24 protein-coding genes and 1 tRNA gene are annotated in these 25556 nt (G+C 69.2%); 14 read left to right on the top strand and 11 right to left on the bottom strand.

Annotation, left to right across the window (positions count from 1 at the left end; genetic code table 11):
* Positions 1-177 precede the first annotated feature (177 nt).
* From ACQ143_RS05150 to ACQ143_RS05135, 4 genes are all read right to left on the bottom strand, one after another.
* Positions 178-1407 (bottom strand): Dyp-type peroxidase, encoded by a 1230-nt coding sequence (locus ACQ143_RS05150; RefSeq protein ID WP_449569641.1) that lies wholly within the window; start codon positions 1405-1407, stop codon positions 178-180.
* Entirely contained in the window at positions 1407-1946 is a 540-nt protein-coding gene (locus ACQ143_RS05145; RefSeq protein WP_247961560.1) for a copper chaperone PCu(A)C, read from the bottom strand. The genes ACQ143_RS05150 and ACQ143_RS05145 overlap by 1 nt, the downstream gene beginning before the upstream one ends.
* 41 nt (positions 1947-1987) lie before the next feature.
* The gene (locus ACQ143_RS05140; RefSeq protein WP_247961559.1) at positions 1988-2593 is read right to left on the bottom strand and encodes a copper resistance CopC family protein; all 606 of its coding nucleotides are present in this window, start codon (positions 2591-2593) and stop codon (positions 1988-1990) included.
* Positions 2594-2760: 167 nt separating this feature from the next.
* Complete coding sequence (locus ACQ143_RS05135) at positions 2761-3462, bottom strand: hypothetical protein (protein WP_247961558.1); 702 nt, start codon at positions 3460-3462, stop codon at positions 2761-2763.
* Between the two features lie 105 nt (positions 3463-3567).
* On the opposite strand from ACQ143_RS05135, the gene ACQ143_RS05130 reads away from it, so the two are divergent.
* The 7 genes from ACQ143_RS05130 to ACQ143_RS05100 all read left to right on the top strand — a co-directional run bounded on the left by ACQ143_RS05130 (position 3568) and on the right by ACQ143_RS05100 (position 8162).
* Positions 3568-4851: an MFS transporter gene (locus tag ACQ143_RS05130; protein WP_449569640.1), complete on the top strand. Its 1284-nt coding sequence runs from the start codon at positions 3568-3570 to the stop codon at positions 4849-4851.
* Positions 4848-5072, top strand: coding sequence for a YgaP-like transmembrane domain (locus tag ACQ143_RS05125; RefSeq protein ID WP_247961556.1), 225 nt, complete (start codon positions 4848-4850; stop codon positions 5070-5072). Before ACQ143_RS05130 ends, ACQ143_RS05125 begins: the two co-directional genes overlap by 4 nt.
* Positions 5073-5098: 26 nt before the next feature.
* Positions 5099-5461 carry a rhodanese-like domain-containing protein gene (locus tag ACQ143_RS05120; protein WP_247961555.1) on the top strand — a complete coding sequence of 121 codons (363 nt, stop codon included), beginning with the start codon at positions 5099-5101 and terminating at the stop codon, positions 5459-5461.
* Between the two features lie 61 nt (positions 5462-5522).
* A complete protein-coding gene (locus tag ACQ143_RS05115; RefSeq protein ID WP_247961554.1) occupies positions 5523-5909 on the top strand; it encodes a thioredoxin family protein in 387 nt (128 codons plus the stop codon).
* Positions 5906-7597 carry an FAD-dependent oxidoreductase gene (locus ACQ143_RS05110; RefSeq protein ID WP_247961553.1) on the top strand — a complete coding sequence of 564 codons (1692 nt, stop codon included), beginning with the start codon at positions 5906-5908 and terminating at the stop codon, positions 7595-7597. Before ACQ143_RS05115 ends, ACQ143_RS05110 begins: the two co-directional genes overlap by 4 nt.
* Positions 7590-7862, top strand: a complete 273-nt coding sequence (locus ACQ143_RS05105; protein ID WP_247961552.1) for a YgaP family membrane protein — start codon at positions 7590-7592, stop codon at positions 7860-7862. The genes ACQ143_RS05110 and ACQ143_RS05105 overlap by 8 nt, the downstream gene beginning before the upstream one ends.
* Before the next feature lie 24 nt (positions 7863-7886).
* Complete coding sequence (locus tag ACQ143_RS05100; protein WP_247961551.1) at positions 7887-8162, top strand: metal-sensitive transcriptional regulator; 276 nt, start codon at positions 7887-7889, stop codon at positions 8160-8162.
* Between the two features lie 367 nt (positions 8163-8529).
* On the opposite strand, the gene lgt is transcribed toward ACQ143_RS05100, so the two are convergent.
* Entirely contained in the window at positions 8530-9477 is a 948-nt protein-coding gene (gene lgt, locus ACQ143_RS05095) for a prolipoprotein diacylglyceryl transferase (RefSeq protein WP_247961549.1), read from the bottom strand.
* A 276-nt stretch (positions 9478-9753) separates the two neighbouring features.
* Between lgt and mobF the strand changes: the two genes are divergently transcribed.
* The 5 genes from mobF (at position 9754) to ACQ143_RS05070 (ending at position 15247) form a co-directional block, all read left to right on the top strand.
* Positions 9754-13203, top strand: coding sequence for a MobF family relaxase (mobF, locus tag ACQ143_RS05090; protein WP_449570128.1), 3450 nt, complete (start codon positions 9754-9756; stop codon positions 13201-13203).
* 51 nt (positions 13204-13254) lie between these two features.
* Positions 13255-13494 (top strand): addiction module protein, encoded by a 240-nt coding sequence (locus tag ACQ143_RS05085; RefSeq protein WP_247961548.1) that lies wholly within the window; start codon positions 13255-13257, stop codon positions 13492-13494.
* Positions 13491-13811, top strand: coding sequence for a hypothetical protein (locus ACQ143_RS05080; RefSeq protein WP_247961547.1), 321 nt, complete (start codon positions 13491-13493; stop codon positions 13809-13811). The genes ACQ143_RS05085 and ACQ143_RS05080 overlap by 4 nt, the downstream gene beginning before the upstream one ends.
* 176 nt (positions 13812-13987) lie before the next feature.
* A tRNA-Ser gene (locus tag ACQ143_RS05075) sits at positions 13988-14079 on the top strand.
* Between the two features lie 406 nt (positions 14080-14485).
* A complete protein-coding gene (locus tag ACQ143_RS05070) occupies positions 14486-15247 on the top strand; it encodes a DNA alkylation repair protein (RefSeq protein ID WP_449570127.1) in 762 nt (253 codons plus the stop codon).
* Between the two features lie 57 nt (positions 15248-15304).
* Here the strand turns inward: ACQ143_RS05070 and ACQ143_RS05065 are convergent, their stop codons facing one another.
* Entirely contained in the window at positions 15305-16504 is a 1200-nt protein-coding gene (locus ACQ143_RS05065) for an ROK family transcriptional regulator (RefSeq protein WP_449569639.1), read from the bottom strand.
* A 143-nt stretch (positions 16505-16647) separates the two neighbouring features.
* On the opposite strand from ACQ143_RS05065, the gene ACQ143_RS05060 reads away from it, so the two are divergent.
* Positions 16648-19113 (top strand): glycoside hydrolase family 2 protein, encoded by a 2466-nt coding sequence (locus ACQ143_RS05060; protein WP_449569638.1) that lies wholly within the window; start codon positions 16648-16650, stop codon positions 19111-19113.
* A gap of 11 nt (positions 19114-19124) precedes the next feature.
* Entirely contained in the window at positions 19125-19994 is an 870-nt protein-coding gene (locus ACQ143_RS05055; protein WP_449569637.1) for a LacI family DNA-binding transcriptional regulator, read from the top strand.
* 143 nt (positions 19995-20137) lie between these two features.
* Here the strand turns inward: ACQ143_RS05055 and ACQ143_RS05050 are convergent, their stop codons facing one another.
* From ACQ143_RS05050 to ACQ143_RS05030, 5 genes are read right to left on the bottom strand one after another with little or no spacing between them, the layout of a single operon-like run.
* On the bottom strand, positions 20138-21295 hold the full coding sequence (locus ACQ143_RS05050; RefSeq protein ID WP_449569636.1) for an SGNH/GDSL hydrolase family protein: 1158 nt from the start codon (positions 21293-21295) through the stop codon (positions 20138-20140).
* Complete coding sequence (locus ACQ143_RS05045; protein WP_184219968.1) at positions 21292-22161, bottom strand: carbohydrate ABC transporter permease; 870 nt, start codon at positions 22159-22161, stop codon at positions 21292-21294. Before ACQ143_RS05045 ends, ACQ143_RS05050 begins: the two co-directional genes overlap by 4 nt.
* Positions 22162-22166: 5 nt before the next feature.
* The gene (locus ACQ143_RS05040; protein ID WP_449569635.1) at positions 22167-23108 is read right to left on the bottom strand and encodes a carbohydrate ABC transporter permease; all 942 of its coding nucleotides are present in this window, start codon (positions 23106-23108) and stop codon (positions 22167-22169) included.
* A 2-nt stretch (positions 23109-23110) separates the two neighbouring features.
* On the bottom strand, positions 23111-24400 hold the full coding sequence (locus ACQ143_RS05035; RefSeq protein ID WP_449569634.1) for an ABC transporter substrate-binding protein: 1290 nt from the start codon (positions 24398-24400) through the stop codon (positions 23111-23113).
* 45 nt (positions 24401-24445) lie between these two features.
* Complete coding sequence (locus tag ACQ143_RS05030; RefSeq protein WP_449569633.1) at positions 24446-25537, bottom strand: zinc-dependent alcohol dehydrogenase; 1092 nt, start codon at positions 25535-25537, stop codon at positions 24446-24448.
* Between the last annotated feature and the right edge of the window lie 19 nt (positions 25538-25556).

The following is a 25556-nucleotide window of genomic DNA, read 5'->3' as shown; positions in this document are numbered from 1 at the left end:
GCGCGGAAAGAGTCGGAGGCTGCAATCCGCTCGCTGTGCTCGGGCGTTGCGGTCTCCGACTCGGCCCCGCGCAGAGCATGGACCAGCTCGGGCCAGGAGCCAGGTGCGAGGGACGACTGAGCCAGCGAAATCCCTAGCGAGGAAGTAGCGTCCGAGCGGCAGTTTTCAGCGGAGCAATCATCTCAAGAGTCCTTCGCCAATGTATCCGCCGCTCTCGCAGCCAGGTGGGATGGCGAAGGCGGCGGAGCCGATGGGGATGGTCCATTGGTTGAGGAGGTCGAGTTCGTCCAGGCGGCGCTGGATGGGAACGAACTGAGCGGTCACATCGGCTTGGTAGGACGCGAAGATCAACCCTGACTCAGAGATGCCGTCGCCGCTGGGTGGGAGATCGTAGTTGTAGCTGCGTCGGTAGATGCGCTCGGTGCCGTCGCCACGGGCGCGCCGCATGTGGGCGAAGTCGGGGATGACGGGAAACCCTGCGGTGCCGGTGGCGGCGAAGTCGGGTTCATCAGTCTCGTTCGCCCCTGTGAGCGGTGCTCCGTTCGACAGGGTTCGGCCGATCGATGCCTCGCGCCCCACGCGGTCGAGCTCGTCCCAGGTGTCGAGGGTCATCCGGATGCGACGGATGACGAGGCCGGTGCCGCCGGCTAGCCAGCCGTCGGTGGCCCAGACGACGGAGTCGAAGTCCTCGGTTCCGGGGACGGGATTGACGGTGCCGTCGACCTGTCCGAACAGGTTCCGCATGGTCGTGCCGGATCGTTCGGTACCGCGGGCGCGGCGGAAGCCGTCCTGCCGCCAGCGCACGGTCGCGAAGCGGCGAGCATCCTTGAGCAGCATCCGGGCGGTGTGTGCGACGGTGACCGGGTCGTCGGAGGCGATCTCGATGAGCAGATCCCCGCCGCTCCAGGCGTCCTCGAGCTGGTCGATCGAGAACACGGGCAGCGGGGCGAGCCAGCCTGGGGCGGTTCCTCCCGCGCGGGCGACGAGACCGGGGCCGAAGCCGAAGGTGACGGTCAGGCGTGCGGGCGCGATCGCGAGCTCCGGTTCGGAGTCGGCGAGAGCGGCGACCCCCTGGGTGAGGCGCGCGGCGTCGTCGGTGAGGATGCGCATCATCCGGCGCAGCCCGTCTCGGCTCGTGCTCGGTGCGAGGTCGAGCCCGATGAACGCGGTGTGGGCCTGCGGAACGGTCGCGACGCCGGCCTGATGGGGTCCGTGGAATGGGACAGCGTCGCTCCTGGTGATCGCGTCGGCGTCGACTGCCGATGTCGAAGAGGCGCGATCGCGGGAGGCGAGGGCGAAGTCTGCGCCGATCGCGGCGGCGGCGCCGAGGCCGGCGGCAGCCCCTCCGAGGAGGAGCTGTCGCCGGTTCACGCCGCGCCCGGAACCGGCGTCCTGGGCTTGGGGCATCAGTCGTCCCCGCCCATGTTCATGTCGTCACCTGTGTAGGTCTCGTTGGCGCCGGAGTAGTCCTTCGCCGGGGCGGTGAAGGTGTAGTCGGAGCCGTCCGAGAACGTCAGGGTGAACTCGATCTCGTCGCCTGCGACGATTGGGGCGGTCAGGCCCATGAGCATGAGGTGGTTGCCGCCCGGCTCGAGCGTGAGCGCGCCGCCGGCCGGGATGGTGAAGCCGCCGTCTTTCTCCTGCATGACCATCGAGCCGCTGCCGTTGTCTACGGTCTCGTGCAACTGCATCGAGGTCGAGGCGGTGCTGGTGGCCGAGACCAGGGTCACGTCGGCGTCGCCGTTGTTGGCGAGCTCGCCGAAGGCGGCGGACATGCCCTCGTCGGTGGCCTTGACCCAGGCGTCGGTGATCGTGACGCTCTGCCCGGCGGTTGTCGGGCCAGCGGCCTGGTCGGGCGTCGTTGTCGCGCATCCAGCGAGAGCGAGCGCAGCGGCGGCGGCCAGCGCGAAGACGACCGCCGGACGGCGGACGGTGAGTGTGTTCATCAGAATGGTTCCTTATGTCGTTCAGAAAGGGTTGGGTGTGTTCACGGAGAGCCGGGCTCGTCCGTGCCGTGTTGGGTGACGCGTCGGCGGAGGAAGCGACTGGCGATCCAGTAGCCACCGCCTGCGATGACGGCGCCGGCAAGACCGATGAGAACGATCCGTATCGCCCCCGGCACTCCCGGCTCTCGGGTGTCTGCGCTGTCCTGCCCGTTCGCTGCTCCTGGCGCCGTGGCGGCCGGTGACGGCCGTTCGCCGGCATCTCCGACGGCGAACGGGATGATCCCGCTGATGGGATGCCCGTCGCGAGAGACGACCTGCCATCGGATCTCATACCAGCCGTCGGGCATGCCGCCCTGCAGTGCGATCCGCGCCCTGGTGTCGTCGTAGGCGAGGTCGCCCTCGGTCCACGACTGCTCGGCGGCGTCGGTCACGATGATGATGCCGCCGAGCTCCATGAGTTCTCCGGAGAACTGCAGCACGACCTCCTCCGGTGGAGCCTGAAGCACTTCGCCGTCGGCCGGGGTCGATGCGACGAGCTGGTCATGAGCCTGGGCAGGCTCCGCGATCCAGAGCAGGCCACTGGTCATTGTGGCGACCGCGAGCGCGGCCGCGACGATGCGTATCCACCCGGAAACGGGTCGTGACATGGTGCGTCCAATGCTGATCGGCACGGCAGCGCCGCACCAGGGTGAGAGCCAGATCGTTACCGTCGGCGACGGTCGACCGCGAAAGAGCCGGCTGGTTGAGGTTCACGCCCCGAAGGGTCGGAACGGACGCCAGCCGCACGCTCCCGGGGCGCGTGCGACCCGGTGCGTCAGGAGAGCGCGAGCAGAGTGGAGCGCGGTGGCCCTCTGCGGGAGATCGACGCCCCGAGCAGCAGATGCGCGAAGGGGCGCTGGTTCAGGAAGTCGCCCACCAGCCGCGGCAGGGCGACCCGGATGGCAGCCGGACGAGGCAGTCGCGGGAACAGCGTGCGCACAAGCATTGCCGTGAGCTGCCACAGGCCGACGAGGGCGGCTTCGCCGCGTCGGATCAGCAGGATGGTGACCACCGCTGCGATACCGTGCCCGACCCACATCCCGCCGTCGGGGTGATCCATGTGGGGAGCCATCTCGGTCCCGGTGTGCAGCAGTGTGATCGTCTGCGCATGATGCCCGGCGTGGCCGGCGGGGGCGTCTTCGATCAGGAACGCTCCGGGGCCGGTAGTGCCGAGCCCGAACAGCCAGTGGAACAGGAGTTGGCTGGACAGTACCGAGAGCACCAGCCCCGGCAGAGACAGGACGCGCCCGGACAGCGGGAGGCATACGAACACCGAGAGCGCCAACGGCACCAGGATGCCCGGCATCTCCGGCACGGACCCTCCGGCGAGCACATGCGATATCAGCGCGATCAAGGTGGAGAACACCGCGACGAGCAGCGCCTTCCCGGCGCGCGCCTGCCGAGACAGACGCGCCCCGCGCAGCCGCGCCGGGACGGGCTCGCCGTCTCGGGCTGCTTCTGCAGTGCGAGGTCTCATCAATCTCATCCTAAGGATCGGCCGAGCCCCTCCGAGGAGCCCGCGGCGGGCGCATGGAGCACCTCCGACTATGCCCCATTATACGGTGGGGGGTATATTCGGAGCATGTCGACCCCCACGATCACGCCCGCGCGTCGCCGGGTGCAGCGGCGCACGCTGCTGTTGCTCTCCCTCGCCCAGGTGTTCAGCGGTGTCGGCACCGGCGCGGTGGTGTCGACCGGCTCCTTGCTTGCCGTCGAGCTGTCGGGGTCGGAGGCGTGGGCTGGTTCGGTGACCACGACGATGACGCTCGGCGCGGCAGTCGCCTCGGCGCTGCTGATGCGCCTGGCCCTGGCCCGGGGTCGTCGGATCGCCCTGTCGACCGGACTGCTGATCGGCGCTGCGGGAGCTGTCGGCGTCGTGCTCGCCGCCGTCAGCGGGGCCTTCTGGCTGCTGGTCGCCTCGGGGGTGCTGATCGGATTCGGGAACGCGGTGAACCTGCAGGCACGATTCGCCGCGACCGATCTGAGCGCGACCGAGCACCGAGGGCGCGACCTGTCGCTCGTGGTCTGGATGAGCACGATCGGCGCGGTCGCCGGCCCGAACCTCATCGGCGCCGGCGGGACACTCGCAGCCGGACTCGGCATTCCTGCGTTGTCCGGGCTGTTCGTGATCTCCACGGCCGGAATGCTGGTGGGCATGGCCGTCATCTGGATCGGCCTCCGACCCGACCCCTACCTCGTCCTCATCGGTCGGCAACCGCTGGCCGGAGCCGACGGAGCGGTCACGGCTGCGCCTGTGCCGGGAGGTCCGCGGCCGGGGTTGCGGCAGGGCATCCGGGCGTTGTGGTCCCACCCCGGATCGCGAGCCGGGCTGATCGGCATCGTCGCCGCGCATGCCGTGATGGTCGCGGTGATGTCGATGACGCCGGTGCACCTGACCGGGCACGGCGCCTCGATCACCATCGTCGGGCTCACCGTGAGCCTGCACATCGCGGGCATGTATGCGCTCGCCCCGGTGATGGGCGTGCTCACCGACCGGCTCGGCGGGCGCATCGTCGCCGCGGGCGGGATGGTGACGCTGCTGGTCTCGGCGCTGCTGGCCGGGTTCAGCGGCGACGCCCACGTGGTGACCGTGATCGGGCTGATCCTGCTCGGCCTGGGCTGGTCGGCCGCGACCGTGGCTGGGTCGGCGATGATCGTCGCCGCCACCCCCGTCGCCGAGCGGGTTGCCGCCCAGGGCGCCTCGGACACGCTGATGAGCCTCGCCGGTGCTGCGGGCGGGTTGCTCGCCGGGGTCGCGCTCGCCGCGATCGGCTATCTCGGCCTCGGCGCTGCCAGCGCCGTGGTCATTCTCATCACCCTCGCGGTCCTGGCCTGGACCGCACGAACGAATCGGAGAACCCCATGACCATCCTCGCCTTCCTCAGCTCCACTCCCGGACGGTGGACCCGCGCCATCGTCGGTGCCGTCCTGATCGCGCTGGGCGCGATCCTCGGCGGCTGGTGGTGGCTGCTCGCCGCGCCCGGGCTCTTGTTCGTCCTCGTCGGCGCACTCGACGTGTGCCTGATCGCGCCGCTCGCGGGAAAGCCCCTGCGCGGCAAGGACTTCCGCGCCGCCCTTGGCCGCTGACCGGCCCGAACGAACGGACACGCATCATGCGCACGCTCCTCACCCTGCTCTCGCTCGCCTTCGCCGCAACCCTCACCCTGGCCGGCTGCTCCAGCCCTGCCCCCGTGACCGTGGGTGAGGATGCCGTCATCATCGACGTCCGAACTCCGGCTGAGTACGCCGAAGGGCACCTTGACGGCGCGGTGAACATCGACGTCTCCTCCCCGGCATTCGCCGACACCATCGCCGAGCTCCCCGCAGACGACGAGTATGTCGTCTACTGCCGGTCGGGCAACCGCTCCGCGCAGGCCGCCTCGATCATGCGCGACCACGGATTCGAGCATGTCATCGACGCTGGCGCCCTCAGCGATGCATCAACGGCCACCGGGATCGACATCGTCACCGAGTGAGCGTCAGCCCGCGCGACCACGCATGTTCGCATCCCAATACCCCTGGGGGTATACTCGAGCTATGGCTACCCGAGAGATCACCCTCGACAACCTCGAACCCACCATCGCCGGGAACGACATCGTGCTCCTGGACTTCTGGGCTGCGTGGTGCGGCCCGTGCCGCGCGTTCGCGCCCGTATTCGAGACCGCCTCGACTACCCACCCGGACGTGGTGTTCGGGAAGGTCGACACCGAGGCGCAGCAGCAACTCGCCGCGGGGTTCCGGATCACCTCGATCCCGACCCTGATGGCGTTCCGCGAGAACATCCTGGTGTTCGCCCAGCCCGGCGCCCTCGCGGCCCCGCAACTGGAACAGGTGATCGCCGCCGTGCGCGACCTGGACATGGACGAGGTCCGCGCCCAGGTCGCCGCACAGGCTCAGCAGAGCCAGCAGGAGACGGCGCGATGAGGATCGTCATCGTCGGAGGCGTCGCCGGCGGCATGAGTTGCGCCGCCCGCGCACGGCGGTTGGATGAGTCGGCGGAGATCATCGTGCTCGAACGCGGCGAGCACGTCTCCTACGCGAACTGCGGACTGCCCTACTTCGTCGGCGGGGAGATCGCCGACCCCGCGAAGCTGCTCGTGCAGACCCCGCAGTCGCTTCACGCCGCGCTGAACCTGGACGTGCGCACAGGCCACGACGTCACCGGACTTGACCCCGAGCAGCGGGTCGTGACCGTGGACACCCCGGACGGGAGGACGCGGATCGGGTATGACGCGCTCGTGCTCTCGCCGGGTGCGCAGGCCGCACGACCCCCGATCCCGGGTCTGGACTCTCCGCGAGTGCGCACCCTGCGCACCGTCGATGACGCCCTTGCTCTGCGCGAGCAGGTCGAGGCCGGAGCGCGGCGCGCGGTCGTGCTCGGCGCCGGGTTCATCGGCATCGAGGCGGCCGAAGCCCTCGCCCGCCAGGGGCTGGACGTGACCGTGGTCGAGCTCGCCGAGCACGTCCTGCCCCCGCTGGAGGCCGAGCTCGCCGCGCTCGTGACGGGCGAGCTGCACGAACTCGGCATCGGCACCCGCACCGGGATCGCTGCGACCGGCATCCAGCAGGGCGCCGAGCACGACCTGGTCGCCCTCGGCGACGGCACGCTGCTGCCCGCGGACCTGATCGTCCTGTCCGTCGGGGTCCGACCCGACACCGCCGTGTTCGAGGCCGCGGGAGTGAAGTGCGAACGAGGCGCGATCGTCGTCGACGAGCACGGCCGCACCTCGATCCCCGGCGTCTGGGCTGTCGGCGATGCAACGGTCAGCGCCGACGCCGTCACCGGCATCCGCCGCCCGGTTGCACTGGCGGGACCGGCCAACCGCGCCGGACGACTCGTGGCCGACGACATCCTCCGACCCGGCACCGCCAGGCCGATCCCGCACCCGGTCGGCACCGCGATCGTCCGAATCGGGTCCGTCACCGCCGCGCTGACCGGCGCGAACCGTGCCGCGCTGGACGCGGCCGGGGTCGGTTACCGGACGATCCACCTGCATCCGAACCAGCACGCCGGCTACTTCCCCGGCGCGGCCCAGCTCCACCTGATCCTCCACTTCCGCGAGGCCGACGGGCTGCTGCTCGGCGCGCAGGCGGTCGGCGCAGAGGGGGTCGACAAGCGCATCGACGTGCTCGCCTCCGCGATCCGCGCCGGCATGAGCGTGGACGACCTGATCGACCTCGACCTGGCCTACTCGCCGCCCTACGGCCAGGCCAAAGACCCGGTGAACCTCGCCGGCATGGTCGGAGAGAACCTCCGCACTGGCACTCTGGCACTCTGGTACGCGCAGGACGTGGACCAGGTGCTCGCGCACTCGCTGGTCCTCGACACGCGCAGCAGGGCGGAGTTCGCCACCGGGCATCTGCCCGGCGCGCTGAACATCCCTCACACCGAGCTGCGCGAACGGCTCGACGAGGTCCGCACCGCGTCCGCGGGGCGTCCCGTCCGGGTGATGTGCGCCTCCGGAGTCCGCTCCGCGATCGCGCACCGCGTCCTCGCGCAGGCCGGGTTCGATTCCGCCTCCCTGTCGGGCGGCATCCTGACGCTCCGGGCGGTGCTCGGCGACCGCGCCGGCGAACTGCTGCGCTTCGAAGGGGCGATGCAGGATGCCTGAGCGTCGCACTGTCCGGGCCTGCGCGACGTCGCCCGCCGATCGGATCGTCCGGGGCATCGCCGCGCTGTTCGTCGGGGCGTTCGCGCTGAGCATGACCGGCCAGCCCTGGTGTGCGATCCCGGCCGGGGTCTGCTCGATCCTGCTCGCGGTCGGCGCGATCACCGGCTGGTGCCCCACCGACCTGCTCCGCACCCGTCAGGCTGAGACAGTCGAACAGAACACCCTCGGCTACACCGACGCCCGCCAGCACATCGACATCACCTGACCGTCTCCGACCGAGAGGAACCCCATGCGCACCACCGACCCCGACGTCCAGCGCCGCATCCTGCACCGCCTGCGCCGCGCCCGCGGCCAGCTCGACGCCGTCATCAACGCCGTCGAGCAGGAGAAGCCCTGCCGCGATATCGTCACCCAGCTCGCCGCCGTCTCCAGCGCCCTCGACCGGGCCGGCTTCGCGATCGTGTCCACCGCCATGAAGGACTGCCTCACCGACCCCGACACCGCCCTCGCCGAAGACGGCATCACCACCGAAGAGCTCGAGAAGCTCTTCATGATGCTCGCCTGACCACGGACCCCACAGACAAGACAACGGAGGAGAACGCCCATGTGCCAGCAAGTCACCTGCTCACGCTGCTGTCGACCGACCTGGACCGGCTGCGGTCAGCACATCGAGACCGCACTCGCCGGAGTGCCCGAAGCCGACCGCTGCCACTGCCAGGAGGCGTGACCATGTGCTCAGCGACGACCTGCAAGACCTGCGGAAAGACCACCTGGACCGGATGCGGCCAGCACATCAACCAGGTCCGACGAGGCGTCCCTGCGCACCAGTGGTGCAACGGACGGCATACCCCCGAGGAGATCGCCGCCGCGAAAGCGCAGCGCGGAAACATCTTCACCCGGCTCTTCGGCCGCTGACCCCAGCCGCTTCGAGTTCAGTCGCGAGACGGTGTGCCAGACGACACCGCGCCACCCTCTGATCCGCCGACCGCCTCGGGCGCCGATCCGGTCGGGCTCGCTTCAGCGGCAACTGACGGCTCACGCCCCGGGAGGTACGGAGACGGCTCCGGCTCGTGGTGCCGAACCGTCTGAACAACCATGATGGCGATGCCGAGGGCGACGACCGCGAACGATGCCCAGATGTTCGCCGGGATGCCTAACGGCGCGTCGCTGGTCGGATCGATCCGGATCGCCTCCAGGCCGCTCCGCCCCAGCCCGTACCAGATCAAGTAGACCGCGAGACTGCGCCCCCACCCGAGCGCGAAGCGCCGCTCCAGCAGCAGGATCACTCCGGCCCCGCACAGGTTCCAGATCATCTCGTACAGGAACAGCGGATGGAACAGCGTCCCCGCAGGCAGCCCGTCCGGGAACATCGCCGCCGACGGCGAAATCTCCAAGCCCCACGGCAACGTCGTCGGCAGCCCGAACAGCTCCTGATTGAACCAGTTTCCCAGCCGCCCGATCGCCTGGGCGACCAGCAACCCCGGCGCCAGTGCGTCCGCGAACGCCCAGAACCGCAAGCCCATCCGCCGGCAGGCGATGACGGCCCCGATCGCGCCGCCGATCAGAGCGCCATAGATCGCGTTCCCGCCATCCCAGATCGCGAACACACTCCACAGGTTCGCGCCTGGATAGAAGTAGTCCCCGACATGGGTGAAGACGTGATAAAACCGCGCCGCCACGATTCCCAGTGGGACCACCCAAATCGCGATGTCCACCACCGCCCACCGCGCCACCCCGCGCCGCCGCAGCCGCCTCTCCGTGATCGCCACCGCCGCGAGGATCCCCGCGATGATGCACAGCGCATAGGTGTGAATCGTCAACGGGCCGACCGAGAAGCTCGCCCACGACGGATCCGGGCTCGGAATACTCGCGGGGAGCATCGAAAGCCTCACCGCCCTTCAATCGATCCGTCGCCAGTCTAGCGAGGGACCAAGATCGGCCCGACTCGAGACCGCTTCAGTTCGACACTTGTTCTCTATTCGCGCAGCCTTACTGGCCATATCCCTGCACAAGTGCTGCCACGACTGTGACTGCGCCGCACCTCACTTCGCCAGTCGCAAGATCGCTTGCCAACTCTCGTTGTTCTCCAGTCCAACAGGAATGCACGAATGCTACCGTAGGTAGTTGCAAGAATCTTAGACGAGAGCGAGGTGGCCATGAAGGGCGGCGTGATCCTGTTCCGGGGCACCGGCGCTGATGCGCTGCGCTACCTGGAGTCCGACCGCTCCCGCGCCGACGACTACTACCTGGAGGCCGGCACGGCGATCGCGGAGTTCGCAGTGGTCGACGGCCGGGGGACCGTGATCGGAGCGGGCGCGCTAACCCCGGACGAGTACGCGGCCTGGGTGAACTGGATCAACCCGCTCACCGGGGAGTCGATGGGAACGCCACGCAAGGCAGGGGAGGGGAAGCAGGGCAGTCCGCGGTTCGCGGAGATGGTCGTGAACGCCCCGAAGTCCCTGTCGGTCGCGGCCGCGCTTCACCCGGAGGTCTCCGAGGCCCTGGACGCGGCGCAGAAGGACGCGATGGCCGAGATCCGGCGCTGGCTCGGGGAGCACAGCGTCACCCGGATCGGCCCGCGTGGGAAGCAGGAGGTCGTGCCGGTCGAACAGCTCGAAACCGTCTCCGTCGTGCATCACACCTCCCGCGCGGGCGACCCGCACCGGCACATCCACTTCCAGATCGGCGCCCGCGTGTGGGCCGCGGGCGCCTGGCGCGGCCTGGACACCGCCGCCCTGTTCCGGCAGCAGGGCGCGATCCGCGCACTCGGCACGGCCGTCATCGCCGCGCACCCGCAGCTCACGGCCGTGCTCGACAAGCACGGTCTGACGCTCGATCCGGTGACCGGGGAAGTCGCGGAGCTGGAGCCCTGCAACGCGCTCATGTCGAAGCGGTCGGCGCAGGTGCAGCGCAACCTCGCCCGCTTCGAGAAGGACTGGCGGGCGGCGCATCCGGGCGAGGAGCCCGGCCCGGTCGTGCGCGGCCGGCTGGAGGCGATGGCCTGGGATCACCAGCGCCCGGCCAAGAAGCCGGCCACCCTCAAGGACGAGGCCGCGTGGCGTATCGAGCTGGAGCAGGCCGGATACACGCCGGACCCGCCGCGCGTGCACCGGCGCGCGCCGATGGCGCTGGACGACCTCAGCGCGCAACAGGTCGCATCGCGCGCACTCGACCGTTGCGCCGCCGGCGCATCCACCTGGACGCGCCACACGATCCAGGAGCACGTCACCCACATCATCACCGAGGCTGGCGTGCGCGCCACCCCGGAGGCGTTGCGCGAGATGGTGGCGATCACGACGGCGCTGGCGGTGCGGGATTGCCTGTCGGTGCTGCCGCCGGATATGGTGCAGCCCGACCATGTGGCGCACCTGACCTCGCTGCACGTCGTCGCGGTCGAGACGCAACTGCGCGACCAGCTCCAGGCACGCGCAACGGCCGGCGCGAGCCGGGCGCTCGACGTGACGCGCTTGGCGCGGGGGCGCGGGCTGGACGCGGAGCAGGCACAGGCCGCCGCCGCAGTCGCCGGGACCGACCCGCTCCTGGTGGTCGAGGGCGCGGCCGGCGCGGGCAAGACCACCATGCTCGGCGTGGCGATCGAAGCCGCCGCCGGCCAGGGCCGACGCACGCGGGTCGTGACGCCGACGAAGAAAGCCGCGGACGTGGCCGCCCAGGAACTCGGCGTGAGCACCGACAGCGCGGCGAAGCTTGTCCACGAGCACGGCTGGCGTTGGAACCAGGACGGGGTATGGACCCGCCTGGCCGTGGGCGACACCGATCCCGAGAGCGGCAGCACCTACACCGGCCCCTCGAAGGCCGCGCAACTTGTCCGAGGCGAGCGGATCGTGGTCGATGAGGCCGGGATGCTCGACCAGGACACCGCCCTCGCACTGCTGACCGTCGCGGACGAGCACGGCGCGACCCTTGCCCTCGTCGGCGACCGAGCGCAGCTCCCCGCCGTCGGGCGCGGCGGGCTGCTCGACATGGCCGCGCAGCTCGCACCGCGGACCTACGACATGACCACCGTGCATCGCTTCGCCGACCCCGAGTACGCAGCCCTGACCGTGCAGATGCGACGCGGGGAGCATCCGGGCCTGCTGTTCGACCGGCTGCACGCCCTCGGACTCGTGGTGCTGCACGAGGACTCGGAGGCGGTGCAGGAGGAGATCGCCCGCGACGCGCGCAACGGCGACGCGATCACCGCGGCGACCAACGACGAGGCGCAAGGGCTGAACGAGCGCATCCGTGTCGAGCGGGTGCGCACCGGCGTGGTCGACGACGCCCGCACGACCACCGGCAGCGACGGGCTCCCCATCGGGCGGGGCGACGTGATCCAGACCCGGCAGAACGACTCCGACGTGCAGGTGGCGAACCGTCAGACCTGGACCGTGCAGGCCGTCGGGCAGAACGGGACAGTGTGGGCGACAGAGAACGGGAACGGCCGCAAGCGGCAGCGCACTGTCCGGCTGCCGGCCGAGTACGTCGCCGAGCACACCCACCTCGCCTACGCCTCCACCGCCTACGGCGTCCAGGGCGCGACCGTGCCCGGCTCGCACACTGTCCTCTCCGACGCGCTGGACGCCTCCGGCGTCTACGTGGGCATGACCCGAGGACAGGAGACGAACCGCCTGCACGTCGTCGCCGCCGATCTGGACGACGCGCGGGAGCAGTTCACGGCTGCGCTCGAGCGGGACCGTGCCGACCGGGGCCCGGTTGCCGCGACCCGCGCAGCGCGCGAAGCCGTGGCCGGGCTCGCCGCCGATGGGCCGGTGCGCTTGGTGAACGCCGAGCGCACCCGCCTGACTGAGCGGATCGAGCACGCCGTCCGCGAGGCGGCCAAGTGGGAGCAGGCCGTCGCCGTGCTCGACCGCCAGCGCGAGACGCAGCGCGCCGAGGCCGACGAGCAGCGGGAGGCCGTCGCCGCCGCGGACGCCCGCGCCGCCGAGGTCCGTGCCGAGGTCGCAGCCCCGCTGATCGAACAGGCCACCGCCGACGGCACCGCCTACCTCACCGGCCGGGAGCGGATGTGGGAGGCGCAGACTGCGCGCGGCCAGGCCGGGCGGTTCAGGAGGCGTGCAGCCGACCGAGCGGCGACCGAGGCCGCAGACGCGCACCGCGCGACGGAGGACGCGGTGCGGCGACGCTGGGGCGGTCTGCCTACCGGAACTGCGGGTGTGGAGCCGTGGGCCAAGACGGTCGCCGGGAAGCAGGCCGACGCCGACCCGCGCGTGACCGAGACTCGGCAGGAGGCGGAGCAGACCCGCCGCGAGCAGGGCCGCCTTGCCGAGCGGCACCTGCGCGAGTCCACCGGCCTGCGCCAGCGGGTGCTCGGCTCCGAGAGCCCGAGCACCGCCAGCACCCACGCTGCCGGGTGGCGCGCTCGGGCGGAGCAAGCCAGGCACGACCTTGCGCAGATCGAGGCGCTGCCCGTCACCGAGGCCGCGCAGTATGTCCGCGAACTCGCCGCTCGAGCCGAGGTCGAGCGGCGAGTGGCCGAGCGCGCTCAGGCCGCACGCGAGAAGCGCGCCGCCCAGCTCGGCCGCTACCGGCCATCGAGCGACCACGGCCGGACCGGGCCAGAACGCGACGCCCCCGGCCTCGGCCGGTGACGCGTGCTCCGATCCCTGGCCCATGTCAGCGCGCAGACGTACACTTGATGCATGACTCCGAAGCTGGCGGACTACATCGAGGCTGGCAAGACCCTCGATGCCGACGAGCGCGAGATCGCCGCGCTCGCCCTCCAGCACGTCGATGAGGCGGAGCAGGCCGAGATCGACGCCGCCTGGGACGAGGCCATTGATCGGCGGCTGGACGAGCTGACGAGCGGCAAGGTCAAGCCCGTCAGCGGCCGGGAGACGATCGCTATCGCGCGGGCACGTTCGGCCGCGCGGCGCGAGTGACGCTGGACTGGAACGAGCACCCCGAGGCTCGTGACGAGTTCCTCGACGCCCACGATCGCTACCTGGGGATCGAGGACGGCAGGCTCGGCGACGAGTTCGCGGACGTGGCCGAGGCCGCAGCCGAAATGATCCTCCAATGGCCGGACGCGCCGCCGCCGTACCGCGGCCGACGACGTGACCCGATGATCCGCACCTGGCACCTCGGCAAGTTCCCGTACAACCTCATCTACACCGTCCGCGACGGCGAGGTGTTCGTGCTTGCCTACGCTCCCGAGGCGCGTCGCCCCGGCTACTGGATGCACCGCCTAAACGAGTGATCGTCCATTCTCAGGAACGTTAGCCAGGTGACCCCCAAGTGACCCCGAGCCTCCCGAGGATGCTGTTTCAGGCCGATTCTGGCGTGTGATGAGTGCGAGGCGTGCGAACCGCAAGACGCCCCGACTTCCCAGCAACTGCAAGGGATCGCGGCGTCCGCTAAGCTGGTCGGGCACAAGGAGTCGTCGCATAGTCAGGCCTAGCGCTCCACCCTGCTAAGGTGGAGTCCCCGTAAGGGGACCGAGGGTTCAAATCCCTCCGTCTCCGCCAGAAAAGCCCCGGCTCGCCGGGGATTTCGGTGTCTCTGGTGTTGTGGTCTCCCCGCTGCTGAGGCCGTGGAACCGCCGGATAACAGGCGGGTTAGGGAAGGACGGGAGGGCCGCCGCATCCGCGTGATCGTCACGGTGCGGAAGAAGGGCTACGCCACCGGCGTGGTGACCAGTAGCTACACGGCGCCGATCGCTCGCTGACGATCTGCGGCGACGAGCCGCTGACCCTGCCGACGATCTGGCTACGATGCGGCGGGATGGAAGCTGGGCTCAAGACCGGTCGCCGCACTCCGTCCCGTGAAGTGGAACACTGATGCAGGTTCCGGCCTTGGTCTGGTAGGCGGTGGGGTCGGCCGCGGGCGGTCGGGGCCGCTTCACCCAGGCGCGACGAGGCCACGGCAGATGAGATCGTCGCGGCGCTACGGGCGCACGCGTCGCCGGTCGAAGCGGCGGGCCTGGCCAGGTACTTTAAGACAGGTCCGGGTGAGTACGGCGAGGGCGATCGATTCCTCGGCCTGCATCTGAGCACCGTGTCTGCGATCGCGAAGGAGAACCTCGGGCTGCCGGTGGCCGAGCTCGAGCGCCTGCTCGAGAGTCCCTATCACGAGGTGAGGACCACGGCTCTGAGCATCATGCATCAGGAGGCCTCCCGGGCGCGGACCGTCGAGGCCCGGCGCGCCGAGCTCTTCGAGCTGTATCTCCGACGCCATGACCGGATCAACAACTGGGACCTGGTCGATCTCGCCTGCCGATGGGTGGTCGGAGGGTACCTGATGGACAAGCCACGAGACATCCTGTACCGGCTGGCGCGCTCGGCGAATGTCTGGGAACGCCGAACAGCCATGGTGAGCTGCTGGACCTTCATCCGGGCCGGCCAGGCCCACGACGCCGTGGCGATCGCCGAGATCCTGGTCGACGATCCGCACGACCTCATACGCAAAGCGACGGGCTGGATGCTGCGCTCGATCGGCGAGGTAGACCCGCCAGTCCTGGTGGCATTCCTCGACCGGCACGCTGCCTCGATGCCGCGCACGACTCTGCGCTACGCCATCGAGAAGTTTCCGCGTGACGAGCGCGCGCAGTGGATGAGCGTGAGAGCCAAGCATGCCGGGACGCCCAGAAGCGCGGCGAAAGCGAAGCCGCAACGCGACGCCGCTCCCCTTGTGTGACCGATCCGCAGCCGCGCGCTGTCCACGCCCTCGTCCTACCGGCAGCAGCAGCGTCTATCAGCGCGCCGCGACGATGCCCGGCGGCATGCCCGCGCCGATCATCTCCTCGTGCAGCACAAGTGCTGCGGCGCCGAGCGCCGGAGCGTCGCGGACGCTGACGGACGCCTGGACGATCACCGGTGGCCTGCCCCGGCGGCGCGATCGCTCGTCGAGAGCAGTCTGGATGCCGGTGATGAACAGCGACATCGCGCTGCCGAATCCGGTACCGGCCAACACGATCCGCTCCAGATCCAGCATGTCGGTCATGCTCGCGGCCGCGGTTGCGAATGCATTCACCGATGGCGCGAGCGCGGACACCGCGACGGGATCGCCTGCCACTGCCGCAGCGTTGAGACGTGCGGTACTAACCTGCCGGCCGACCGCGGAGCTGTAGCGGCGCAGTGAAGCAGCCGGTCCTGCCACCGCGACAAGGCACCCTCTGGCTCCGCACGTACAGGAGGGACCGGCGGGGTCGATGAGCATGTGACCGAGGTCGCCGGCGTGACCGTGCGCACCGCGCAGCGCGCGACCCTGCAGCACGGCGCCCACACCGATCGCATCTTCCATGAGGATGACGGCGAAAGCCTCCGAGTCGGCTACGGCCCCGCTCCACCGCTCGCCGATCGCCGCCGCGATCGCCTCGCACTCCGCGACGGCGTCCACGGCGGTGTACTCGACGAGCCGGTCCTGCAGGGGGAAGGATGCCCACGCTTCGAGAAGTTCCTGGGTGTCCGGCGACTGTCTGAACCCGTCGAACGAACCAGGCACGGCGACGCCCGCGCCAACGACGAGATCACGGTCCAGCCCCAGCGAGTCGATGAGGTCCAGAAGGCCTATGGCGAGGCGCTCGATGTACTCATCAGGATGCGCCCGGCCGATGCCGGCCATGCGCGACCGGCCGACCACGGCTCCCCACATGTTCGACACCACGAGCACGGTCGAGCCGAATCCCAGCTGGATCCCGACGCCGAAGCGCGCGCCCGCGTCGACCTCCAGCAGCACGCGGCGCTTGCCGCCCGTCGATTCCCCCCTTCCGGTCTCGAGGACGAGGCCGTCCTCGAGCAACCGGCGGACGACATTGGTCATCGTCGCAGCAGTGAGGCCCGTCGCCTCGGCCAGCTCGCCTCGGCTGATCGGGCCGCGTGTGCGGATCGCTTCAAGGATGAGTCCACGCGTGTTCGTACGCTGTGCGCGGACCGCATCGGACGCCTTGATCATGCACTTCCCTTCACGCCTGCCGACGGGGGGCGACGCTCAGTGTATCGATCGCACACGGCGGTGAGCGCACTGCATGAGTGACTAATTTCACTTGCTTTAGAAAGTCCACTAGAGTCGGCCCATACCCGACGAGGAGAACCACCATGCATCATGACCTGACCACCGGCTGGACTGTCCGTCTCGTCACGGGCGAGGCACCGGATGACCTGGCGAGCCGCCTGGATGCCGTGCCGGCCGAAGTCCCCGGAGTGGTGCACACCGATCTGCTCGCGGCCGGGCTCATCACGGATCCTTTCGTCGACGACGCCGAGGCGTCGCTGCGCTGGATCGGCGAGAGCGATTGGGAGTACCGCACGAGCTTCGACTGGTCCGACACGGGCGACACCCGCGTCGACCTCGTCGCAGAGGGTCTCGACACCGTCGCCCACGTCGAGCTCAACGGCGTCACCGTTGCTCGCACCGTCAACCAGCACCGCAGCTATCGGCTCCCCGTCGCAGAGCTGCTGCGCCCAGGCTGCAATGACATCGTGATCACGTTCCGCTCACCGTATGCCTACGCACGCGAGCAGGAGGCTCTGCTCGGCAAGCGTCCGCACTCGTACGAGAACCCCTTCAACGCCATGCGCAAGGCCGCATGCAACTTCGGCTGGGACTGGGGTCCCGACCTCGCCTCGGTCGGGATCTGGAAGCCGATCGGCATCCACTCCTGGTCCGGCGCGCGGATCGCCGCGGTGCGTCCCCTTGTCGACGTCATCGACGGGGTGCCGACCGTGACCGTCCATGTCGACGTCGAGTGGGCTGACACCGAGCCCGCAGCCGGCGCGGAGCTCGCGGTCGAGGTGGCGGGTCAGACGGCGCTCGTGGCCCTCGGCCCCGGGCAGACCTCTGCATCCACAACGATCGACGCGCCCGGCGCCGCCCTGTGGTGGCCGCGTGGCTACGGCGAGCAGACCCGTCACGAGCTCGACGTGCGCCTGCTGAGCGAAACAGGCGACGAGCTGTCCCATTGGAGCCGCCGGATCGGGTTCCGCAGCGTCGAGATCGACGTCGCGCCCGACGAGCAGGGCAGCGCGTTCCGCATCATCGTCAACGGTGAGGACGTCTACATCCGCGGCGCGAACTGGATCCCGGACGACGTGTTCTTCCCGCGCATCACTCGCGACACGCTGCAGAAGAGCATCACCGATGCCCTCGAGTCGAACATGAACATGCTGCGGGTCTGGGGAGGGGGCATCTACGAGTCGGAGGACTTCTACGATCTCTGCGACGAGAACGGCATCCTCGTCTGGCAGGACTTCCTGCTCGCCTGCGCAGCCTATGCGGAGGACGACGCGCTGTGGTCGGAGTTCGAAGCCGAGGCCGTCGAGGCCGTGACCCGACTCACCGCGCATCCGAGTCTCGTGGTGTGGAACGGCGGCAATGAGAACATCTGGGGCTACATCGATTGGAACTGGCGCTCGCAGCTGGGTGCCATGACCTGGGGCGAGGGGTATTACATCGATCTGTTCCCTCGCATCGTCCGGCAGCTCGCGCCGAACACGCCCTACTCCGAGGGTAGCCCGTTCTCGTTCAGCCGCTACGTGCACCCCAACGACGATGCGCACGGCACCATGCACATCTGGGACGTGTGGAACCGCGTCGACTACACCCACTATCGCGACTACCGGCCGCGGTTCGTGTCGGAGTTCGGCTTCCAGGGGCCGCCCGCCTGGTCAACCCTGGAGTACGCCGTACACGACGAGCCGCGCGATCCTTTCGGTCCGAACATGCTCGTGCATCAGAAGGCCGATGACGGCAACGGCAAGCTGCAGCGCGGCCTCGGCGAGCACCTGCCGCAGCCGGACTCTTACGAGGACTGGCACTGGACGATGCAGCTGAATCAGGCGCGGGCGGTGGCCTACGGTATCGAGCATTTCCGGTCGCTGTTCCCGTTGAACCGCGGATCGATCGTCTGGCAGCTGAACGACTGCTGGCCCGTCGTGTCCTGGGCGGCCGTCGACAGCATGCGCCATCGCAAGCCGCTGTGGCACGCGCTCCGACGCGTCTACGCCGACCGGCTGCTGACGATTCAGCCCCGCGAAGGGGCTCTGGTTGCGGTGCTGCATAACGACGCCGCGGAAGCCCTGTCGACGACCGTGACACTGACACGCCGCTCGCTCCTCGGCGAGATACTCGCCCAGGAGCGAATGCCCGTCGAGGTCGATGCCCGCAGCGCGACAGTGATCACCGTTCCCGCATCCATCGCATCCGCCGCCGACTCTTCCGCCGAGTTCGTCGCCGTGATCGCAGACAGTGGCGAGCGGGCATTCTGGTATTTCGCCGAAGACCCTGCACTCCTCCTGCAGTCGGACGTCGTCGCTGCGTCCGCGACAGAGGTGCCTGGCGGGTACGCGGTCCGCGTCGAGGCTCGGAGTCTGGTCAAGGACCTGACGGTCCTCGCCGACAAAGTGGATGCCGGGGCCCGGGCCCAAGACGGGCTGCTCACACTGCTGCCGGGCGAGGTCGCGGAGATTCGGGTTCAGGCCCGGCCCGGCCTGGAACCCGCGGCGTTCACGGATCCGAGGGTGCTGCGCTCGGCGAACGATCTCTGCGATCCGCGGAATGCGTGATACTGCTGAGCATGATCACGAGGACGAGGAGCGCCGCTGACCGGGAGCGGACGGCGGTCGGGCTCGTGCTGCGCCGGTCGGTGAGGACGCTGGGGATCGAGGCCTTCTACAACGACTTCATGGCAGGCCTCGAAGACGTGCTCACTGCGCACGACTGGGCACTCATCCTGCAGGTCGTGCCCGATATGTCATCTGAACTCGATGCCTATCACCGCTGGCACGAAAGCGGCCGGGTCAGCGCGGTCCTGCTGGTCGACGTGCTCGTCCCAGAAGACCCACGGCTGGAGCTCGTCGACGAACTCGGTTTCACAGCTCTGGCGCTTGCACATCCCGACGACGCCGGTGGCCATGCCGTGTTGTGGACTGACGAGTCTGCGGTGATTCAGGGGGCCGTCGACCACCTCGTCGCGCTTGGCCACCGGCGCATCGGCAGAGTCGCCGGTCCCGCCGGATTTTCGCATACCGAAAGAAGGGCGGCGGCGTTTCTTTCAGCCGTGGTCGACGCGGGCGGCTCACCGTCGGTGGTCAGTGCCGACTTCTCGCGGGAGGGCGGTGCGGCCGCCGTCAACGAGTTGCTGGACGTCGACGGCGCCCCGACGGCGATCACGTTCGACAACGATGTGATGGCCGCAGGTGCCGTCGAGGGTCTCATCGCGCGCGGCGTACGCATCCCCGAAAATGTCGCCGTGCTGGCCGGCGACGATTCCGTGCTCTGCCGCATCACCCGCCCGCCGCTGACTGCCATGAGCCGTGACATCCATGCATTCGGCCAACTGTCTGCCCGGACCCTGCTGCGGCTCGCCGAAGGCGGAGCGCGCACCGTCATCGAGGCTGACCCCCCGGTGCTGATCGTCCGCGATTCCACCGCGGGACCGCGCTGATCGTCACCCGGATATGCGAGAGGGCGCACCTTCCGGGGGCCCTCTCGGACTCTGTGCGTCAGCCTTGGAAGGCGTCCTCCATCCGCTTCAGCAGATCCTCTGGACACGCGGGATCTTCTCGAGGACTTCTTCTCGAAGATCGGTCAGGTGAGCTGACGGCTCTCTTCGACGCCCGCCGCCTCGAACACGAACTCGCGCGCCGCCTCGGCGATCGCCGCGTGACCCTCAGGGCTGGGGTGGACACCGTCCTCTGTGAGACGGGGCCGCCACAGCCCGGGCTCGGCCTCGACCGCTGCGGCGAGATCGAACACGGCGTCGAGCGGGGCGGGAACGGTCCGCAGCCAGTCGTTGATGATGAGGCGGGTGTCATTGCCGTGATCGAGCCGCTGCCCCTCGAGCGTGTGCCAGCCGTCGATGCTCGTCGTCGCGGGCGGCACCGTGGTCGCGATCAGGCGCGGCGCAACGGTGGCCAGCACGCCCCAGTGATTTAGCATCCGCTCTCGCACCTCCTCGACCCCCGGCCCCCCGCAGCGGATGTCATTCGTGCCGAGCGCCGTGATCACGGTGGTCGGCAACGACCACTGCACCTGCGCCAGCCGCAGCGCCAGCTGCGCCGGTGTCATGCTGTTCTCGAGACGCGCGCCGCTGACCGAGATGTTCATCACATCGCTGCGTCCGTCGAACCGGCGGCGCACCCAGCCGAAGTGCTCGGCGCCGCCTCGGCGGTCGCCGAAGCCGACCCCGTTCGAGTCGCCCACCACGAGCAGCAGCGACCCTGCAGTCGGTCCCTCGGCGAGCAGCTGCCACGGCCCGTATCCGTAGACGGATGCCGTGGGCACGGCCCGGCCGCGAAGGTCTCCCACCGCGACCCCTTCCCCCGAGGAGGCGTCTGTGCTCGAACCGAGCGGGAACCGCCCGCCTCGCGCCACTGAGACGACCGTGCAGGTCGACAGTCGCATCCGATCCGTCCCCACACGGCCGTGCGGATCGAGCGGCACGGGGTCGGACAGCACGGTCTCTCCTGGTTCGATCCTGACGTGATCGCGTCCGTCGAACGTCACCGGCAGGATGCCGCCCGCCCGCACCTCGGCACGGACCCGGATCGGGTCGGTACCGGGCAGGCTGTCGCCGTCGGTGTCGTACCAGTTCGCGAAGACGAGCCGGATGCTGTCGGCGGGCCTCAGCAGCTCGTGCGTGAACAGCGTGCTGAGGGTCTGCGTCGTGCCGTCCGAGAGGTTGCGGCCGTCACCCACGCGCACCGGCTGGTGCGTCGTGGACGCGATGGGGACGAGCGCGCTCATCCCTTCAGTCCGCCGGCGAAGCCGTGGATGATGTGCCGCTGCAGGAAGAAGTAGACGATGAGCACCGGCAGCGCCGCGATCACCATGCCGGCGAAGATCAGGCCCCACTCACTGGCGAACTCGCCCTGGAACGAGAACACGGCGACAGGCAGCGTGCGGTTCGCCGAACCGGACACGTACAGCAGCGGAGTGAGGAAGTCGTTCCAGATGTTGATCGCGTTGACGATGATCACGGTGCCGGTGACCGGCCGCAGCAGCGGGAACACGACATGCCAGAACGAGCGCCACCAGCCGGCACCGTCGATGCGCGCCGCCTCTTCGTATGTCGACGACTGGGCCCGCAGGAACCCGGTGTACAGGAACACCGTCAGGGGCATCATCGACCCCGCGTAGAAGATGATCAGCGACCAATAGCTCTGCAGCAGACCGGCGTCGCGCATCAGGTTGTACAGCGGCACCATGCCGAGCTGGCCGGGGATCATCAGGCCGAGCATGAACAGCATCAGCTTCGGCGTGCTGGTGCGGCGGTTGCCGCGTGCGATGGCGTACCCCGCCATTGCGCCGACGATCACGACGAGGGTGATGCTGACGCTCGTGATGAGCGCGCTGTTCAGCAGCGCCCGGCCGAGGTTCGCCTGTGACCACGCCGTGGCGTAGTTGTCGAGGAACAGCCCCTTGGGTAGGGCGACCGACGACTCGGCGATCTCGACCGGCGTCTTGAACGACATTGTCAGCATGATGTACAGCGGGAACAGGTACGCCACGGTCACCAGGACCATGACCACTTCGAGCAGCGGACGACCGTAGCCGTGTCGGATCCGCCGTCTGCGGGGCGCAGCCTCGCTCTTCGGGACAGTGAGGGTCATGGTACTCAAGCCTCCTGCTCCCCTCGGCGGGTCATGCTCATCTGCACGAAGACGATGGCTGCGACGATCATGGTCAGTACGAGGGCGATGGCCGAGCCGTAGCCCTGCTTGCCGTACACGAACGCCTCCTGGTACATGATGAGCGACAGCGTCTGGGTCGATACCCCGGGGCCGCCGCCGGTCATCACGAAGATCTGATCGAACAGTTTGAGCGACGAAGTCATGGTGAGCACGGTGGCGATCGTGGTCGCCTGGCCCAGCAGCGGGCGGGTGATGCTCCAGAACCTGCGCATCGGCCCCGCGCCGTCGACAGCGGCGGCTTCGTAGAGCTCGTCGGGGATGCCCTGCAGTCCGGCGAGGTAGATCACCATCGACATGCCGACGTGATGCCAGATGACGCTGCCGATGATCGACCACAGGGCGATGTTCGCGTCACCGAGCCAGCTGGCCTTGAAATCACCCAGGCCCAGGAAGTCCATCGCGGAGTCGAGCGGACCGTTCGGCGTGTAGATGTACTGCCACAGCAGACCGGTGATGATCGGGGGCAGCATCATCGGGGCGAAGAAGATGGTGCGCAGCAGGTTGCGTCCGCGGATGGCGCTGTTCAGCGCGACCGCCAGCAGCAGACCCAGCGTGGTCTGCACGATCGTGAGGGTGACGGCGATCGTGAGCGTGTTCAGCAGCGCGGCGCGAGCGGCCTCGTTCTGCAGGATGGTGACGAAGTTCTCGAAACCGACCCAGTCGCCGCCGCGCAGCGTTCTGGCGTCGGTGAAGGCGAGCACGCTGCCCGCGACGCTCGGGTACAGCACGACGACGATGTAGAAGATGAGGGCCGGCAGCAGAAACCACTGCGGCACCCGGTTGAGGCGGAACACCCGGTCCTGCTTGCGGGCGGGTCGCTCCGAGGAGCCCTGCGCCTCCGCAGGGCTCCTCGGGATGGCGGTCATCGTCAACGCTTGACTCCGGCATAGGCGGTGTCGAGGTCGGCGAGCAGCCCGTCGATGTCCTTGTCGCCCTGGACGACCTGCTGCAGGCCTGCCATGAGCGCCGCGGCGACCTCTCCGCCGGGCCAGATGTGGTTGGCGAACGGCGTGGTGCGCTCCTCATCCAGGTAGACCTGGATGGCGGTGTTGAGCTGGTTGTCGACCGGCGTCGCGTTGGTCAGCGCGGGGATGGCGCCCTGCGCCTCGGCGAATGCCGCCGCGTTGTCGGGCTGGGAGATGTGGTCCAGGAACGCGAGAGCGGCATCCGGGTTCTCGGTCTTGCTGCTGACGACGAGGAAGTCGGGGCTGAACGGGATGAACGTGTCGTCAGCCGAGTTCGTGGCGGGAAAGGCGAAGATGCCCAGGTTGTCCCAGCCGCCCTCGGTCATCTTGGCGAGGTTCGGCGAGGCGCCCGAGGGCATGATGACGATCGCGGCATCGCCGTTGCCGACCGCCTGCATCGCCGGGTCACCAGGGGTGCCGAGCGGGTCGGCGGTGGTGTAGCCGTCGTCGATCAGGCTCACGATCTTCTCGAAGGTCTCGCGCCATCCGTCCGATTCCGCGAACGTGGTCTTGCCTGCGTCGAGCTCTTCGTAGAAGTCAGGCTCGGCGCCGTTGACCAGGGTGGCCGAGAGCGCGTAGGTGATGAACTGCGTCACGTAGTTGTCGGCGAAGCCGAGCGAGATCGGCACCTTGCCTGCGGCCTTGAGCTTGTCGGAGACCTCGATCAGCTCATCCCACGTGGTGGGCGGGGTGACGCCGACCTCCTCGAAGACGCTGATGTTGTAGAAGGCGAGGATGGCCTGCCCGAACGTGGGGTAGGCGTAGGTGCCACCCTCGTAGACCTGCAGCGAGTCGAACGCCTTCGGCACGTTCGCGGTCCAGTCCTCACCGGAGAGGTCGCGCACGGCGCCGATGGCGGCGAGGTTGAGCACCGAGGACGGTGCCGCCCAGCCCGGCGCGGAGCGGAAGATGTCGGGTGCGGTCCCGCCGTTGATCTGCAGCGAGAGCTGCTCGTTGAGCGCGCCCGCCTCGGCGAACGTGGTCTCGAAGCCGACCCCGGTCTCCTTCTCGAACGATTCGATGAGCGCGCCGATGCCGACGTCGCTCGTGGTGGCGATGCTCAGCTCCCCAGTCACCTCACCGGTGCTGTTGGGCGCCTCCTCGCTCTGCGCGGAGCAGCCCGTGAGGGCCAGCGCCGCGACGAGTGACACCCCGGCGAGCCGGGTGAGACGACTCGACATGAACTGTGACATGCGATCCTCCATTGGATGATTGGTAACTCGGGTCGTGCAGGACGGTCAAGAGGAAGCCGGTGGTCCGGCGCTCTCGGGCTTCGCGGGGAACTCGATGATGATCTTCCCGGCGAGGCGTTCGGGGTCGGTGAGCTCTTCGAAGGCCGCAGGGCCCTCGTCGAGCGGGACCGCTCGCTCGATCAGCCGATCGAGGGTCTCGGGCACCGTGGCCGCCCAGGCCGCCGTCTCGGCGAATTCCTCGGCGGTGTAGCAGAAGGCGCCGACGAGCGAGCGCTCCTGTGTGGTCAGGGGGTATGCCTGCAGTTCGACGGCGGGCGCATCCATCCCGACGAGCACGACCGTGCCACCGGGAGCTGTCAGTTCGAGCGCGGTGAGGATGGTCTCGCTCGCACCGACCGCGTCGATCGCGGCATCCGCTTCTCCGGCGCCGAGCGGGGCGCTCGCGGTGAACGGATCGAATGTCTCTGCGCCGATGTCCTCGAGCAGCCGCCGGCGCGCCTCGCGCGGTTCGCCGACGATCACGCGGGCGGCCCCCAGACGGATGCAGGCGAGCGCGGCGGCCTGACCGATCGGTCCTCCGCCGATGACGGCGACGGTGTCTCCAGCGCTCACGCCCGCGCGCCGGGCGGCGTGGTAGCCGACGGCCAGCGGCTCGACGAGTGCCCCGTGCAGCAGGATGCCGTCGAACGGGATGAGGTTGCGCTCGGGCACGACGAAGAACTCCGCGAAGGCACTGGACAGAGTCGGGTCGACACCGAGCACGCGCCGCTGCGGGCAGATGTGCTGCTGGCCGCGTGCGCACCAGTCGCACGCCTGGCAGGCAAGCGTCGGATTGACGACGACTCGCTCGCCCCCCGTGAAAGATGTCACGCCTGCGCCGACGGCATCCACGGTGCCGACCGCTTCGTGACCCATGACCTGCCCGGGAAAGCGCCGGCCGTTTGCGCCGGTGAAACCGTGCAGATCCGAGCCGCAGATACCGACGCCGTGCACACGCACCCGCACCTCGCCATCGCCGACGACGGGGACCGGCCGCTGCGCCACGACCATGCGACCGTAGTCCTCGAGGACGAGCGCGCTCATCGTCGCCGCCGGGGCGGCGGCGTGCGTCGCGGTGGTGGGGAGGGGCAGAGACACTGTTCACCATTCTGTTCCA

The sequence above is a fragment of the Microbacterium pollutisoli genome (assembly GCF_053586795.1).
Note: the sequence above shows the minus strand (reverse complement) of the source record. Positions and strands in the feature narration are given on the sequence as shown.